The organism is Micromonospora sp. CCTCC AA 2012012 (assembly GCF_040499845.1).
Taxonomy (GTDB): Bacteria; Actinomycetota; Actinomycetes; order Mycobacteriales; family Micromonosporaceae; genus Micromonospora; species Micromonospora mangrovi.
In genome coordinates this window covers 3,645,608-3,659,361 of sequence record NZ_CP159342.1, presented here as the reverse complement: position 1 = coordinate 3,659,361, position 13,754 = coordinate 3,645,608, and the positions used below count along the sequence as shown (strand labels likewise).

General features: G+C 72.0%; 13 protein-coding genes. 6 read left to right on the top strand and 7 right to left on the bottom strand.

Going from position 1 to position 13,754, the window contains the following annotated elements; genetic code table 11:
• The 4 genes from ABUL08_RS15930 to ABUL08_RS15915 are packed head-to-tail and all read right to left on the bottom strand — an operon-like array spanning position 1 to position 3,407.
• Complete coding sequence (locus ABUL08_RS15930; protein WP_350930702.1) at positions 1–972, bottom strand: amino acid ABC transporter permease; 972 nt, start codon at positions 970–972, stop codon at positions 1–3.
• Positions 969–1,676, bottom strand: coding sequence for an amino acid ABC transporter permease (locus ABUL08_RS15925; protein WP_350930701.1), 708 nt, complete (start codon positions 1,674–1,676; stop codon positions 969–971). Before ABUL08_RS15925 ends, ABUL08_RS15930 begins: the two co-directional genes overlap by 4 nt.
• Positions 1,677–1,717: 41 nt before the next feature.
• A complete protein-coding gene (locus tag ABUL08_RS15920) occupies positions 1,718–2,593 on the bottom strand; it encodes a glutamate ABC transporter substrate-binding protein (protein ID WP_350930700.1) in 876 nt (291 codons plus the stop codon).
• A gap of 58 nt (positions 2,594–2,651) precedes the next feature.
• Positions 2,652–3,407: an amino acid ABC transporter ATP-binding protein gene (locus tag ABUL08_RS15915; RefSeq protein WP_350930699.1), complete on the bottom strand. Its 756-nt coding sequence runs from the start codon at positions 3,405–3,407 to the stop codon at positions 2,652–2,654.
• Positions 3,408–3,606: 199 nt separating this feature from the next.
• Here ABUL08_RS15915 and selD point away from each other — a divergent pair, with 199 nt between their 5' ends.
• The 3 genes from selD (at position 3,607) to miaB (ending at position 6,893) form a co-directional block, all read left to right on the top strand.
• Entirely contained in the window at positions 3,607–4,596 is a 990-nt protein-coding gene (selD, locus tag ABUL08_RS15910; protein WP_350930698.1) for a selenide, water dikinase SelD, read from the top strand.
• A 203-nt stretch (positions 4,597–4,799) separates the two neighbouring features.
• Complete coding sequence (locus tag ABUL08_RS15905) at positions 4,800–5,279, top strand: hypothetical protein (protein WP_350930697.1); 480 nt, start codon at positions 4,800–4,802, stop codon at positions 5,277–5,279.
• Between the two features lie 114 nt (positions 5,280–5,393).
• A complete protein-coding gene (gene miaB, locus ABUL08_RS15900) occupies positions 5,394–6,893 on the top strand; it encodes a tRNA (N6-isopentenyl adenosine(37)-C2)-methylthiotransferase MiaB (RefSeq protein WP_350930696.1) in 1,500 nt (499 codons plus the stop codon).
• A gap of 49 nt (positions 6,894–6,942) precedes the next feature.
• On the opposite strand, the gene ABUL08_RS15895 is transcribed toward miaB, so the two are convergent.
• Both ABUL08_RS15895 and ABUL08_RS15890 read right to left on the bottom strand, forming a co-directional pair.
• Entirely contained in the window at positions 6,943–8,595 is a 1,653-nt protein-coding gene (locus tag ABUL08_RS15895) for a cellulase family glycosylhydrolase (RefSeq protein WP_350930695.1), read from the bottom strand.
• 585 nt (positions 8,596–9,180) lie between these two features.
• Positions 9,181–10,389 (bottom strand): DUF349 domain-containing protein, encoded by a 1,209-nt coding sequence (locus ABUL08_RS15890; RefSeq protein WP_350930694.1) that lies wholly within the window; start codon positions 10,387–10,389, stop codon positions 9,181–9,183.
• Positions 10,390–10,541: 152 nt separating this feature from the next.
• On the opposite strand from ABUL08_RS15890, the gene ABUL08_RS15885 reads away from it, so the two are divergent.
• From ABUL08_RS15885 to dapF, 3 genes are read left to right on the top strand one after another with little or no spacing between them, the layout of a single operon-like run.
• The gene (locus ABUL08_RS15885; RefSeq protein WP_350930693.1) at positions 10,542–11,378 is read left to right on the top strand and encodes a class III extradiol ring-cleavage dioxygenase family protein; all 837 of its coding nucleotides are present in this window, start codon (positions 10,542–10,544) and stop codon (positions 11,376–11,378) included.
• Positions 11,375–12,280 carry a tRNA (adenosine(37)-N6)-dimethylallyltransferase MiaA gene (miaA, locus tag ABUL08_RS15880; RefSeq protein ID WP_350930692.1) on the top strand — a complete coding sequence of 302 codons (906 nt, stop codon included), beginning with the start codon at positions 11,375–11,377 and terminating at the stop codon, positions 12,278–12,280. The genes ABUL08_RS15885 and miaA overlap by 4 nt, the downstream gene beginning before the upstream one ends.
• A gap of 7 nt (positions 12,281–12,287) precedes the next feature.
• Positions 12,288–13,133: a diaminopimelate epimerase gene (gene dapF, locus ABUL08_RS15875; protein WP_350930691.1), complete on the top strand. Its 846-nt coding sequence runs from the start codon at positions 12,288–12,290 to the stop codon at positions 13,131–13,133.
• On the opposite strand, the gene ABUL08_RS15870 is transcribed toward dapF, so the two are convergent.
• Positions 13,108–13,722: a TetR/AcrR family transcriptional regulator gene (locus tag ABUL08_RS15870; protein ID WP_350930690.1), complete on the bottom strand. Its 615-nt coding sequence runs from the start codon at positions 13,720–13,722 to the stop codon at positions 13,108–13,110. The genes dapF and ABUL08_RS15870 overlap by 26 nt on opposite strands.
• Between the last annotated feature and the right edge of the window lie 32 nt (positions 13,723–13,754).

Below are 13,754 nucleotides of genomic sequence, written 5' to 3'. Positions count from 1 at the left end.
TCAGGGGGTCACGCCGTTGCTCTCCGACTGGGACATGAGCGCGGCGGGCGGCGCGACCGCCGCCGGGGTCCCGGCGCTCCTGCGACCGCGGGAGAGTCGGCGCTGGAGGTACTGGGCCAGCTTCGACAGCGAGTAGTTCACCAGGATGAAGAGCACCGCGATCACCACGTAGACCTGGATCGGGTTGCCCAGCACGCCGATGATCTGCTTGCCGATGTTGAGCGTCTCCTCGTAGCTGATGATGAAGCCCAGCGAGGTGTCCTTGAGCACCACGACCAGCTGGCTGATCAGCGCCGGCAGCATGATCCGGAAGGACTGCGGCAGCAGGATCATGCGGGTGGTCTGGAGCGGGGAGAGCCCGATCGCGGCGGCGGCCTCGGCCTGCCCGCCGGGGAGTCCTTCCATGCCGGAGCGGAGGATCTCCGCGATGACCACCGAGTTGTAGACGGTCAGGCCGATGACCAGGTACCAGAGCGTGTCCATCGAGATGCCGAACTCGGGGAAGCCCCGGGCGACGAAGAAGATGGTGATGACCACCGGCAGGCCGCGGAACACCTCGACGCAGGCCCGGGTGACCGCCGAGAGCAGCCAGCTCAGCCCGCGCAGCAGGTACGCCACCGGCGTGGCCAGCCCGGTGAAGCGCCGCCGGGTGAGGCTCTTGAGCTGGATGCGCAGCACGGCGAGCGCGGTGCCGACCAGCAGCGAGGCGAGGATGGCCAGCGCCGCCGCGATCAGCGTGTTCTTGAAGCCGGTGCCGATCCGATCCCAGACCTGGCTGAAGTTCTCGTTGGAGGGGTCGACCAGCGGCCCCCACAGCTGCATGGAGAACTGGCCCTTGTCGGCCAGCGGCCGATAGACCAGGAAGTACGCGCCGATCAGCACCACCACCGTGGCGACGATGCTGCTGATCAGGGTGATCCGGCGCTGGCGGGGGCCGGGGACGTCGTAGAGGACGCTGGTCTGCTGACTCATCGGGCCACCGCCTGTCGCTTCTCGATCCGGTCGAGCAGGGCGCCCAGCGGCACCGTCATGATCAGGTAGCCGATGGAGATGCCGATGGCGACCGGGATGAAGGCGTAGCCCTCGGCGGAGGTGAGCTGGTCGGCGGTCTGGGAGAGGTCACCGACCACCCCGAAGAAGCCGATCAGCGCGGAATTCTTGATCATCGCGATGATGACCGAGCCGAGCGGCACGATCGAGGCCTTCCAGGACTGCGGCAGGACCACGTGGCGCAGGTTCTGGCCGAAGGTCAGGCCGAGCGAACGGGCCGCCTCCGCCTGGCCGGGCGGCACCGCGTTGACCCCGGAGCGCAGCGCCTCGCAGACGAACGCGGCGGTGTAGAGCACCAGCGCGATCAGCGCGAAGCGGAAGTACGGCAGGTCGGTGCCGAGCCGCCGGAACAGCGAGTCGATGCCGGGAATCCGGAGGAAGTCGGCGTTGGAGCCGAGCGCCGGCAGGCCGAAGGCGGCGAAGAACATCACCACGGTCAGCGGCATGTTCCGGAAGACGTTCACATAGCCGGTGCCGAGGGCGCGCAGCGGCGGCACCGGCGAGATGCGGAGCACCGCCACGACGGCGCCCAGGACCAGGGCGCCGATCGCGGCGAGTACGCAGATCTGGAGGGTGAGCCAGAAACCACCCGCAAAGACGTCGAACTTGTCGATGAGCACGTTCACGGGCCGGTATTCCTCCCCACCCTCCAGATCGAAGGATCAGCTCAGTAGCGGTTGATGGTCGGGGCGTTGCCCAGCTCCGCGCCGAACTTGCCGGCGGTGTCGTCCCAGGCCTTCTTCCAGCGACCGTCGGTCATCGCCTTCTCGAGCGTGTCGTTGATGAAGTTGCGGAAGGCGGTGTCCTCCTTCTTCACCCCGATGCCGTACGGCTCCTTGGTGAAGTTGTCGCCGGCCAGCTTGAAGGACGACTCGTCCTTGGCGATGTAGCCGAGCAGGATCACGTTGTCCGTGGTGACGGCGTCGACCTGGCCGCTCTTGAGGGCGTCGCGGCACTTGTCGTAGGTGTCGAAGAGCACCAGCTGGGTGGCGACGTCCTTGACGTACTTCTTGATCGTCTCGGCCGGGGTGGAGCCGGTGACCGAGCAGACCTTCTTGGCGCCGTCCTTGAAGGAGTCCGGGCCGGTGATGGTGGTGTCGTCCTTCTTCACCAGGATGTTCTGGCCGGCCTCGTAGTACGGGCCCGCGAAGGCGATCCGCTCCTTGCGCTTGTCGTTGATCGTGTAGGTCGCGGCGACCAGGTCGACGCTGCCGTCGACGATCTTGTCCTCACGGACCTTGGACGGCGTCTCGACGAACTCGATCTTGTCCTCGGGGATGCCGAGTTCCTTGACGATGATCTTCGCGATCTCGACGTCGAAGCCCTCCGGCTTGCCCGACAGGCCCTTCTGGCCGAAGCCCGGCTGGTCGAACTTGGTGCCGACCTTGATCTTCTGCGCCTTGTTGAGCTTCTCCATGGTGCTGCCGGCGGCGAAGGACTTGCTCCCCGCGCCGGTGCCCTCGTCGGAGTCGCCGCCACACGCGGCCATGCCGAGCGCCAGGGTGGCGGCCGCGGCGAGCGCCGCTACACGCTTCATACGCATACTGATCTCCTTCTTCGACGGAGCCCGCCGGACGACGGCGGGCGCCACGTACGGACGCCTAGTGCGTGAGGATCTTGGAGAGGAAGTCGCGGGCCCGCTCGCTGCGCGGGTTGGCGAAGAACTCGGTCGGCGGCGCGTCCTCGACGAGCTGCCCGTCGGCCATGAAGATGACCCGGTTGGCGGCGTGCCGGGCGAAGCCCATCTCGTGGGTGACCACGACCATGGTCATGCCCTCGCCGGCCAGCGACGTCATCACGTCCAGCACCTCACCGACCATCTCCGGGTCCAGCGCGCTGGTCGGCTCGTCGAAGAGCATCGCCTTGGGCTGCATGGCCAGCGCGCGGGCGATCGCCGCCCGCTGCTGCTGGCCGCCGGAGAGCTGGGCCGGGTACTTGTCGGCCTGGTTGGCGATGCCGACCCGGTCCAGCAGGGCCAGGCCGCGCTCGCGGGCGACGGCCGGCTTCTCCTTGCGGACCTTCACCGGGCCGAGGGTGACGTTCTCGAGGATGGTCTTGTGCGCGAAGAGGTTGAACGACTGGAAGACCATGCCGACCTCGCTGCGCAGCCGGGCCAGCCCCTTGCCCTCCGCGGGCAGCGGCTGCCCGTCGAAGGTGATGGTGCCGGAGTTGATCGGCTCCAGCCGGTTGATCGTCCGGCAGAGCGTCGACTTGCCGGAGCCCGAGGGGCCGATGACGACGACGACCTCACCCCGACCCACGGAGAGCGACACGTCGTCCAGCACGTGCAGCGGGCCGAACCACTTGTTGACCCCGTCCAGCACGATCAGCGGTTCGCCGGTCGCCACGTCGTCCACCGTCCCTGTCGTCGTCCCGGGTATGCCGGGGTCGGTCGACCCCCGGTCCGGCAACTGTAGGCGGGGCCACGTGGCCGAACGCAACTGAGACGGTCACGGTGAGGTAACACCGGGGACGATCAGCCTGGGGAGTCCGATTTCCGTCCGCGTACCGGTCGCCCGAGTGGCAATGAGCACGTCCGGCGCAGATCATGAGGGGATGACGGACCGGGTTCGGCTGACCGATCACGCCCGCGGCGGCGGGTGCGCCTGCAAGATCCCGCCCGGCGAGCTGGAGGCGATGGTGGCCGGCCTGGGCCCGGCCACCGGCACCGCCGACCTGCTGGTCGGGTTGGAGCACGGCGACGACGCCGCGGTGGTCCGGCTGGACGAGCGGACCGGCCTGGTCACCACCGCCGACTTCTTCACCCCGGTCGTGGACGACGCGTACGACTGGGGCCGCATCGCCGCGGCCAACGCGCTCTCCGACGTGTACGCGATGGGCGGCACCCCGCTGGTGGCGCTGAACCTGCTCTGCTGGCCGCGCGAGAAGCTGCCGTTGGAGCTGGCCCGGGAGGTGCTGCGCGGCGGCCAGGACGTGGCCCGGGAGGCCGGCTGCCACCTGGCCGGTGGGCACAGCGTCGACGACGACGGGCCCAAGTACGGCCTGGCCGTCACCGGCGTCGTCCGCCCCGAGGAGCTGATCACCCTGGACGCCGGCCGGGCCGGCCTGCCGCTCTCGCTGACCAAGCCGCTCGGCGTCGGGGTGCTGAACACCCGGCACAAGGCCACCGGGGAGCGGTTCGACGAGGCGGTCGCCTCGATGGCCGCCCTGAACCGGGACGCCGCCCGGGCGGCGGTGGCGGCGGGCGTGCGCTGCGGCACCGACGTCACCGGCTTCGGCCTGCTCGGGCACGCCTCGAAGCTGGCCCGGGCGAGCCGGCTCACCGTCGCGATCGACGCGGCCCGGGTGCCCTACCTGCCGGGCGCGCGGGAGGCGCTGCGCGACGGGTACGTCAGCGGCGGCACCCGCCGCAACCTGGAGTGGGTGACCCCGTGGACGGACTTCGGCGACGCCGACGAGGCGGAGCGGCTGCTGCTGGCCGACGCGCAGACCTCCGGTGGGCTGCTGGTCGCCGGGGAGGTGCCCGGCGGAACGGTGATCGGTGAGCTGCTGCCCGCGAGCGACGTGCTGATCCGGGTGCGCTGACGCCCGCGATCCGTGCCCCGGATCGGGCACCATACCCGATAAACTGTCATCTTCCCGCTACTCGGAGCAACGGCGCTCAGGGAAATTTTGCCCGGAATGGTCACAGACCGGTAACTTGCCCCCGGCTGCGGTCATATGCCCCCCACCATCGTGAGTAAGGCCCGATCCGGAGGCCGGTGGGACGAGCACAGCGAGGAGGCGGCATGACCGAGCTGTGGAACTGGAGAATCGACGGGGCGGCACCGGTGGAGGTGTACCCCGCGCTGGCCGAGGCGCTCGGCCGGGTGGTGATGCCCCTCGCCGTCGCGGACCCGGCGCGGCTGCCCACGTACGCGGTGATCTGCGACGTGTGGGAGACGCCGGGCGAGTTCGGCACGGTGGTCGACTGCTACGGGGTGCCCGAGCGGCTGCCCGAACTGCCGAGCATCGCGGCGCTGGCCCGACTGCTGGACCGCAACTGCCTGATGCGCGACGACACCCTCGACGCCGGCCGGCACCTGCTGGTCGCCCCGGACGGCACGATCCGTCCGGTGCACTTCGACGTCACCGAGACCGACGACGGCGAGGTGCTGACCGGGCAGCGGCTGTGCAGCGTGGCCCAGCCGGGCTGCCGGGGCTGGTCGCAGTGCCACCGTTCGCGGTGGGCCCCCGACTCGGTCCGGCCCGCGCTCGCCGCGGCCTGACCGACCCCCGACCGACCCGCCGTGCGGCCGGCCCGTCCGCCGCCCGCGCGGCCGGGTCGGCCCGCTCATCCTCGTGCGGTCCGACCGGCCCGGCCCGGATACGCTGTGCACGTCATGACTACCGCAGCCGCGGGCAGCCCGCGCACCTACCAGGTGCGCACGTACGGCTGCCAGATGAATGTGCACGACTCCGAGCGCATCTCCGGCCTGCTCGAACAGGCCGGTTACGTGCGCGCCGCCGAGGTCGACGACAACCCCGACGTGGTGGTGTTCAACACCTGCGCCGTCCGGGAGAACGCCGACAACCGGCTCTACGGCAACCTGGGTCACCTGCGTCCCGTCAAGGACAAGCACCCCGGGATGCAGATCGCGGTCGGCGGCTGCCTGGCCCAGAAGGACCGCGGCGACATCGTCCGCAAGGCCCCCTGGGTGGACGTCGTCTTCGGCACCCACAACATCGGCTCGCTGCCGGTGCTGCTGGAACGGGCCCGGCACAACACCGCGGCCGAGGTGGAGATCCTCGAATCCCTCGACGTCTTCCCCTCGACGCTGCCCACCCGGCGCGAGTCCACCTACGCCGGCTGGGTGTCGATCTCCGTCGGCTGCAACAACACCTGCACGTTCTGCATCGTGCCCTCGCTGCGCGGCAAGGAGAAGGACCGCCGCCCCGGCGACGTCCTCTCCGAGGTGCGTGCCCTGGTCGACGAGGGCGTGCTGGAGGTGACCCTGCTCGGGCAGAACGTCAACTCCTACGGCGTCGAGTTCGGCGACCGGTACGCCTTCGGCAAGCTGCTGCGCGCCTGCGGCGACGTCGACGGGCTGGAGCGGGTCCGGTTCACCAGCCCGCACCCGAAGGACTTCACCGACGACGTGATCGCCGCGATGGCCGAGACGCCGAACGTCTGCCACTCGCTGCACATGCCGTTGCAGTCCGGCTCCGACGACGTGCTCAAGGCGATGCGCCGGTCGTACCGGTCGGAGAAGTACCTGGGGATCATCGAGAAGGTACGGGCGGCGATGCCCGACGCGGCGATCACCACCGACATCATCGTCGGCTTCCCCGGCGAGACCGAGGCCGACTTCCAGCGGACCCTCGACGTGGTCCGCGAAGCGCGGTTCTCGTCGGCGTTCACCTTCCAGTACTCCAAGCGCCCCGGCACCCCGGCCGCCACCATGGACGGCCAGCTGCCCAAGCAGGTCGTGCAGGAACGCTACGAGCGGCTGATCGCCTGCGTCGAGGAGATCACCTGGGCGGAGAACAGGAAGCTGGTGGGGCAGACCGTCGAGGTGCTGGTCGCCGTCGGCGAGGGACGCAAGGACGAGCGCACCGGACGGATGTCCGGCCGGGCCCGCGACGGCCGCCTGGTCCACTTCGACGCGGGTTCCCTGGCGGGGGCGATCCGGCCCGGCGACATCGTGCACACCGTCGCGACCTACGCCGCCCCGCACCACCTCAACGCCGACGGCGAGCCGCTGTCGCACCGGCGGACCCGGGCCGGCGACGCGGCCGAGGCGGGACGCTCCCCGCGTACCCCCGGGGTGTTGCTGGGGTTGCCGACGATCGGCGCGCCCGCCGCGGTCCCCGCGCCGACCACCGGCTGCGCCGCGCACTGACCGCTACGACGACGGCCGGGACCCGTGAGGGCCCCGGCCGTCGTCGTGCTCAGCAGGCGGTGCCGTTGAGCTTCACCGTGGCGGGCGCGGAGGCCGCGCCGTTGGCGGTGAAGCCGATGGTGGCCGACGCCCCCGGGGCGAGGGTCTTCGCCCAGTCCGGGGCGGCGGCGGTGACCGTGTTGCCGGACTGCGTGACGGTGGCGTTCCAGCCGCTGGCCAGGGTCACCCCGGACGGCCAGGTCCAGGTCGCCGACCACGGGTTCAGCGTGCCGGTGCCGGTGTTCTTCACCGTCAGCTCGCCCTGGAAGCCGCCCGCCCACGCGTTGACCTGCTTGTAGCTCGCGGTGCAGGCGCCGGTCGGGGCCGGCGGCGTCGGGGTCGGCGTCGGCGAGGACGAGCCCGTCGGCGTCGGCGTCGGGGTCGGCGAGCCGGTCGGGCTCGTCGTCGGCGACGGGTTGGTGCCGCCACCCACCGGCGGGATCAGGTACGGCTGGATGATGTCCTGTTTGGCCTGGTTGATGGTGGTCCAGTCGTCGTTGGCGATGCCGCCGGTGTCACCCGAGTTCGGGTTCCACGACCAGTAGGTGAACGACATCCCGTTCACCCCGCTGCCCGTGTACGCCAGCAGGTTCTGCAACCAGACCTTGTCCTTCGGGTCCTGGAGCGTGGTGCCGAACTCGCCCATCATGATCGGCGCGATGTTCTGCTTGTAGAGGTAGCCCCAGTACTTGTCCCAGATCGCCGGCATGTTCGCCGGGTAGGTCGGGTCGTCGAACCACGCCTGGTGGTAGACCGAGGTGGCGTACTCGTGCGGGGAGTAGACCAGCCGGTTCGCCACGTTCAGCCGGACCGGGAACTGGCCGGCCTTGGAGAGGTTGCCACCCCACCAGCCGCAGTCCTCGTCGTTGCTGGTGTCGCCGTCCCAGACGTTCGACAGGCCGCCGCTGGGGCAGCTCACCCCCTCCACGAAGATCAGCCAGTTCGGCTGCACCCCGAGGATCGCGTTGCCGGCCCGCTCGGCGGCGAGCCGCCAGTCCCGGGCGGTGTCGCCGCAGCCCCAGCAGGCGCCGGTGGCGGCCGGGTTGGTGCCCTCGGCGTGCGGCTCGTTGTGCAGGTCCGCGCCGATCACCGTCGGGTTGTTCGCGTACCGCTGGGCCATCAGCTTCCAGTCGGCGATCCAGGTCGCCTCGGAGACCGTCGAGGTGTACCAGAGCGGCGACTGCCCGGCCGAGGTGGGCCGGTGCCGGTCCAGGATGATCCGCATCCCCTTGCTGCCGGCGTAGTCGACGACCTTGTCGAGGATCTGCAGCGGGGAGAGCCCGACCAGGTCCGGGTTGACGAAGTCGTTGATGCCGCTGGCCGTCGCGCCCGGCTTCACCGCGTCGTCCGACCACGGGACGCGCAGCGTGTTGTAGCCGAGCCGGGCCATCGTGTCGAGCTGGCCCCGCCACGGGTTGCTCGACCAGAGACCGTGGAAGGTCTTGTTGTCGGTCTCCATGCCGAACCAGTTGATCCCGGTGAGCCGGACGGTGGCCCCGGTACTGTCGATGATCTTGTTCCCGCTGGTGTGCAGGTAGCCGGTGCCGGTGCCGCCGACAGCGGCGGCGGCCGGGGTGGTGCTGACGGCGGCGGCGACGAGGACGCCGGCCGCGGCGGTGGCGAGCGCGGTGAGCGCGCCGCCGAGGGCGGTGGGTCGGTGCATGCGAGCTCCACTTCGGATGCCCGCGCCGCGCAGGCGCCGCGGGCGGAAGGACCTGGGGGAGACGGCCCGCTCGTCATCGCGTACGCGGACAGCGCGGGACGGGCCGTGCCATGTGGACGGCCACTCGCGGTGTTCACCGGCGCGTCCCGCGGCGGCAGTGCGCGCCGCCGGTGCCCTCGCGTCGGTGGATGGAACCTGGCTCTGCCGCCATTCTGATCAGCCCACCCCCGCACGTCAACACACCCCCAGAACCCGCACTTCCCCACCCCCGCCCACCCGCCTCCCCGCCACCTCCCGCCCCCGCTTCCCCGCCTCCCGGTTCGCACTGATTCACGGAAAGAGTGGTCATCCGACGCTGGATTGCCACTCTTTCCGTGAATTAGCGGCGCGGTGGGGTGGGGCGGCGCGGGGTGGGGGAGGGCGACGGGCGCGGGGCGGTGCGGGGTGGGGTGGGGGTGGGGTGGACGGGTGGGGTGGACGGGTGGGGTGGACGGGTGGGGTGGACGGGTGGGGTGGACGGGTGGGGTGGACGGGTGGGAGCCCCGGTCCCCTGAGGGGGACCGGGGCTCCCGGGGTGGATCAGGGTCAGCCGGCCTGTTCGGCGAGCTGGAGGAACTGGCGCTTGGAGGCGAGCGCCTGCTCGGCCTCCTTGACCCGGCGGGCGTCGCCGGCGGCCTGCGCGCGGGCCAGCCGCTCCTCGGCCTCGGCGACCTGCGTACGCATCTGCGCGAGCAGCGGGTTGTCCTCCTTGGTGGTACGCCGCCACGCCGAGTCCATGACCTCGCGGACCTTGTCGTCGACGGCCCGCAGCCGGCGCTCCAGCCCGGCGGCGGCCTCGCGGGGCACCCGGCCGGCCTCGTGCCACTGCGCCTGGATGTCCCGCAGCTTCGCCTGCGCGCCCTTCGGGTCGCCGTCGACGTCGAGCGCCTCGGCCTCGGCCAGCAGGGCCTGCTTGCGCTCCAGGTTGGCGCGCTGCTCGTTGTCGCGGGCGGAGAAGACCTCGCTGCGCCGGGTGAAGAAGTCGTCCTGCGCGGCGCGGAACCGTTCCCAGAGCTTCTGCTCGGCCTCCTTGGAGGCGCGCGGAGCGGCCTTCCACTGGGCCATCAGGTCCTTGAGCTGGTTGGCGGTGGCCGCCCAGTCGGTGGACTCCTTCAGCTTCTCGGCCTCGGCGACCAGCTCCTCCTTGACCGTCTGCGCCTGCTTGCGCTGCTGGTCGAGGGAGGCGAAGTGGGCGCCCCGCCGACGGGTGAAGCCGTCACGGGCGGCGGCGAACCGCTTCCACAGCTCACCGTCGGTCTTCTTGTCGACGCCGCGGATGGTCTTCCACTCGTCGAGGATCTCCTTGAGCCGGTCCCCGGCGGTCTTCCAGCCGGTCGACTCGGCGGCCAGCTTCTCGGCCTCCTCGACCAGGGCGGTCTTGCGCGCGAGCGCCTCGCCCCGGGCGGCCTCCTTGGCGGCCTTCGCCTCGCCGGCCTTGGCCTCGGCCACCTCGGTGAGCTTGTCCAGCCGGGCGGCCAGCGCGTCGATGTCACCGACGACGTGCGCCTCGGGGAGCGAGGCGCGGATCCGCTTGATCGTGGTCAGCGAGTGCCCGGCGTCCGCCGCGCCCGAGTTGAGCCGGGCCTCGGTCAGGTCCACCTCGGTCACCAGGTCGGCGAAGCGGCGGGCGAAGTGGGCCAGTCCTTCTTCCGGGGCCCCCGCCTGCCAGGATCCGACCACTCGCTCGCCTTCGGCCGTCTTGACGTACACGGTGCCGTCCGCGTCCACCCGTCCGAAGGCAGTCCAGTCGCTCATGTGCCCATCCTCGTTCTCCCGGCGTCGACGGGAGAGTCCCCGCGATCGCCGCCACGGCGCAGCAAAGTTACTCCCGGCATTGTCACAGGTCCGCCCCCGTCCGCGTCGAGCGCCTGTCGCCGACCGTGACCATACGGTGTCCTAGGCCCTGGATGACCGGATCGGCGCGGGGACGCACCGGGGAATACGGATACGGTGAGCGGGTGCCTCTGGTCGCCGCCGCCGTCTGCCCCCACCCGCCCCTGATCGTGCCCGAGCTGGCCGGTGCCGCCGCGCCCGAGCTGGACGACCTCCGCGCCGCCGCGGACGCCGCCGTCGCCGGCCTGTACGCCTCGGGCGCGCGCACCGTCGTCGTGGTGGGTGCCGGCGACCGTACCGCCGAACCGTCCCACCCGTTCCGGGGCAGCTTCACGCCCTGGGGCCTGCCGCTGGAGGTCGAGCTGGGCGGGTCTCCGGACGGGGACACCGACGGTGGGCACCCGGGCCTCGGCGCGGACCGACCGCCGGGGGACCGCGCTGGCGGCGACGCCCTGCCGCTGAGCCTGCTCGTGGGTGCCTGGCTGCTGCGTCGGACTCCCCCCGACCGTCCGACGACGTGGCGGATGGCCGGCGTGGCGGCGGACGCCCCGACCGGGGAGTGCGCCGCCGAGGGGGCCCGGCTGAGCTCCGGCTCCGCGCCGCAACCGTGGGCGCTGCTGGTGATGGGGGACGGGTCGGCCTGCCGGGGGCCGAAGTCGCCCGGCTACGACGACCCGCGCGCCGAGGCGTACGACGAGGGGGTGGCCCGGGCGCTGGCCGACGCGGACGCCGACGCCCTGCTCGGCCTGGACCCGGTGCTGTCGGGGCAGCTGAGGGTCGCCGGGCGGGCGGCCTGGCAGGTGCTGGCGGGCGCGGTCCGCGCGGCGGGCGGCGACTGGCGCGGCGAGCTGAGCCACTTCTCGGCCCCCTACGGCGTTGCCTACTTCGTGGCGAAGTGGGTGCGGGCATGACGGTGATCGCGGTGGTCGGGCCGACCGCCGCCGGCAAGTCGGCGCTGAGCATCGCCCTGGCGCACGCCCTGGACGGTGAGGTGGTCAACGCCGACTCGATGCAGCTCTACCGGGGCATGGACATCGGCACCGCGAAGCTGACCCCGGCCGAGCGGGAGGGCGTGCCGCACCACCTGCTGGACATCTGGCCGGTGACCGAGCCGGCCAGCGTCGCGGAATACCAGAAGCTGGCCCGGGCGGCGGTGGACGACATCCTGGCCCGGGGGCGGACGCCGCTGCTGGTCGGCGGCTCGGGGCTGTACGTGCGGGCGGTGCTGGAGCAGTTCGACTTCCCCGGCACCGACCCGGCGGTCCGCGAGCGGCTGGAGACGGAGCTGGCGGCCGTCGGTCCCGCCCCGCTGTACGCCCGGCTGGCCGAGGCGGACCCGACGGCGGCGGCCGGCATCCTGCCCGGCAACGGCCGGCGGATCGTCCGCGCGCTGGAGGTGATCGAGCTGACCGGGGCGCCGTTCACCGCGTCCCTGCCGGAGCCGACGCCGTACTACCCGTCGGTGCAGGTGGGTGTCGACCTGGACACCGCGCTGCTGGACGAGCGGATCGCGCTGCGGGTGGACCGGATGTGGGCGGACGGCCTGGTGGCGGAGACCCGCGCCCTGGTCGAGCAGGGCCTGCCGGCGGGGCGCACCGCGAGCCGGGCGCTCGGCTACCAGCAGGTGCTGCGCTTCCTCGCCGGGGAGATGTCGGAGACGCAGGCGCACGACGAGACGGTCCGGGCGACCCGGCGCTTCGTCCGGCGGCAGCGCTCCTGGTTCCGTCGGGATCCCCGAATCCACTGGCTGGACTCGGCCTCGCCGGCCTTCGTCGAGACTGCGCTGCGGGTCGTCGCCGACCATCGGGAATGATGGGGGCGTGGAGTTCACCAAGGGCCACGGCACCGGCAACGACTTCGTGATCCTGCCCGACCCGGACGGGGCGCTCGACCTCACCCCCGGGCTGCTCGCGGCGATCTGCGACCGACGGCGCGGGATCGGCGGGGACGGCGTGCTGCGCGTCGTCCGGGCCGCGAAGCACCCCGAGGGCGCCGCCCTGGCCGGCGACGCCGAGTGGTTCATGGACTACTGGAACTCCGACGGCTCGTTCGCCGAGATGTGCGGCAACGGGGCCCGGGTCTTCGTCCGCTACCTGCTGGAGACCGGGCTGGCCACGCCGTCCGGCGCGGCGCTGCCGGTGGCCACCCGCGCCGGCCTGGTCCGGGCCCGGGTCGAGGGCGACGCCGTCGCCGTCGAGATGCGCCGCCCCCGGGTGTACGCCGCGTCGACCGCAACCCTGGGTCACCTGACCCTCCCCGGCGCGGCGGTGGACGTCGGCAACCCGCACCTGGTCTGCGCGCTGCCGGCCGGGCTCGACCTGGCCGGCCTGGACCTGACCAGGGCGCCGGACTTCGACGCCGGGGTCTTCCCGACCGGTGTGAACGTCGAGTTCACCGCGCCCGGTGCGCCCGTGGACGGCACCGACTCCCACGTCCTGATGCGGGTCTACGAGCGAGGCTCGGCGGAGACCCTCTCCTGCGGCACCGGTGCCTGCGCGGTGGCGGCCGTGGCCCTGCGCGACACCGGCGTGCAGACCGGCACGGTCGCGGTGGACGTGCCCGGTGGCCGGCTCACGGTGACCGTCACCGAGGACTCCTGCTGGCTCTCCGGCCCGGCCGTCCTGGTCGCCACCGGCCGCCTCACCCTGCCCGCCGCGGAGGCGTGAACACCCGGTCGAGGTGGTAGGTCAGGATCTCGAGGGCTGCCTGACCGTCGCGCTGCCCGCCGAGCACGCTGGAGCCGAGCCCGTTGGTGAGCGCCAGCAGCCCGGCCGCGATGAGTTCCGGGTCCAGTCCCGGGTCGACCTCGCCGTTCTCCTGTGCCTGCCGCAGCTGCCCACCGAGCAGTCGTTCGATCTTGTCGGGGTAGGTCGCGCCGTGCCGGTCGGCGAGGTCGGGCTCGCTGAGGACCAGGGTGTAGTAGCCGGTGTAGGCGCGGGTCAGGCGGCGGCTCTCGTCGTCCGTGGGCAGGACGGCGGTGAGCGTGCCGTGGACGACGCTGCGCGGGGTGACCGGGCCGAGCGCGCGGATCCGCTCCTCGACCCGGGCGGCCAGTTGTTCGCCGAGGTAGCCGAGCGCGGCGAGCAGCAGTTCCTCCTTGGTGTGGAAGTAGTACTGCACCAGCCGCAAGGACACGCCCGCCTCTGCTGCCACCTCGCGCATGCTCGCCGACTGCAGTCCCCGGCTGCTGGCGATGCGCAGCAGGGCGTCACCGATCTGGCGGCGGCGCTGATCATGGTCGACGCGTTTCGGCACCGCACCCCCTTCTATTTTGATGATACGGTCGT

Bases quoted from the DNA above. Each gene is read 5' to 3' on its own strand.
- ABUL08_RS15905 (WP_350930697.1), top strand. From the start codon at position 4,800: ATGACCGAGCTGTGGAACTGGAGAATCGACGGGGCGGCACCGGTGGAG.
- ABUL08_RS15885 (WP_350930693.1), top strand. From the start codon at position 10,542: ATGACCGGATCGGCGCGGGGACGCACCGGGGAATACGGATACGGTGAG.
- ABUL08_RS15890 (WP_350930694.1), bottom strand. From the start codon at position 10,389: ATGAGCGACTGGACTGCCTTCGGACGGGTGGACGCGGACGGCACCGTG.
- ABUL08_RS15930 (WP_350930702.1), bottom strand. From the start codon at position 972: ATGAGTCAGCAGACCAGCGTCCTCTACGACGTCCCCGGCCCCCGCCAG.
- miaA (WP_350930692.1), top strand. From the start codon at position 11,375: ATGACGGTGATCGCGGTGGTCGGGCCGACCGCCGCCGGCAAGTCGGCG.
- miaB (WP_350930696.1), top strand. From the start codon at position 5,394: ATGACTACCGCAGCCGCGGGCAGCCCGCGCACCTACCAGGTGCGCACG.
- selD (WP_350930698.1), top strand. From the start codon at position 3,607: ATGACGGACCGGGTTCGGCTGACCGATCACGCCCGCGGCGGCGGGTGC.
- ABUL08_RS15920 (WP_350930700.1), bottom strand. From the start codon at position 2,593: ATGCGTATGAAGCGTGTAGCGGCGCTCGCCGCGGCCGCCACCCTGGCG.
- ABUL08_RS15895 (WP_350930695.1), bottom strand. From the start codon at position 8,595: ATGCACCGACCCACCGCCCTCGGCGGCGCGCTCACCGCGCTCGCCACC.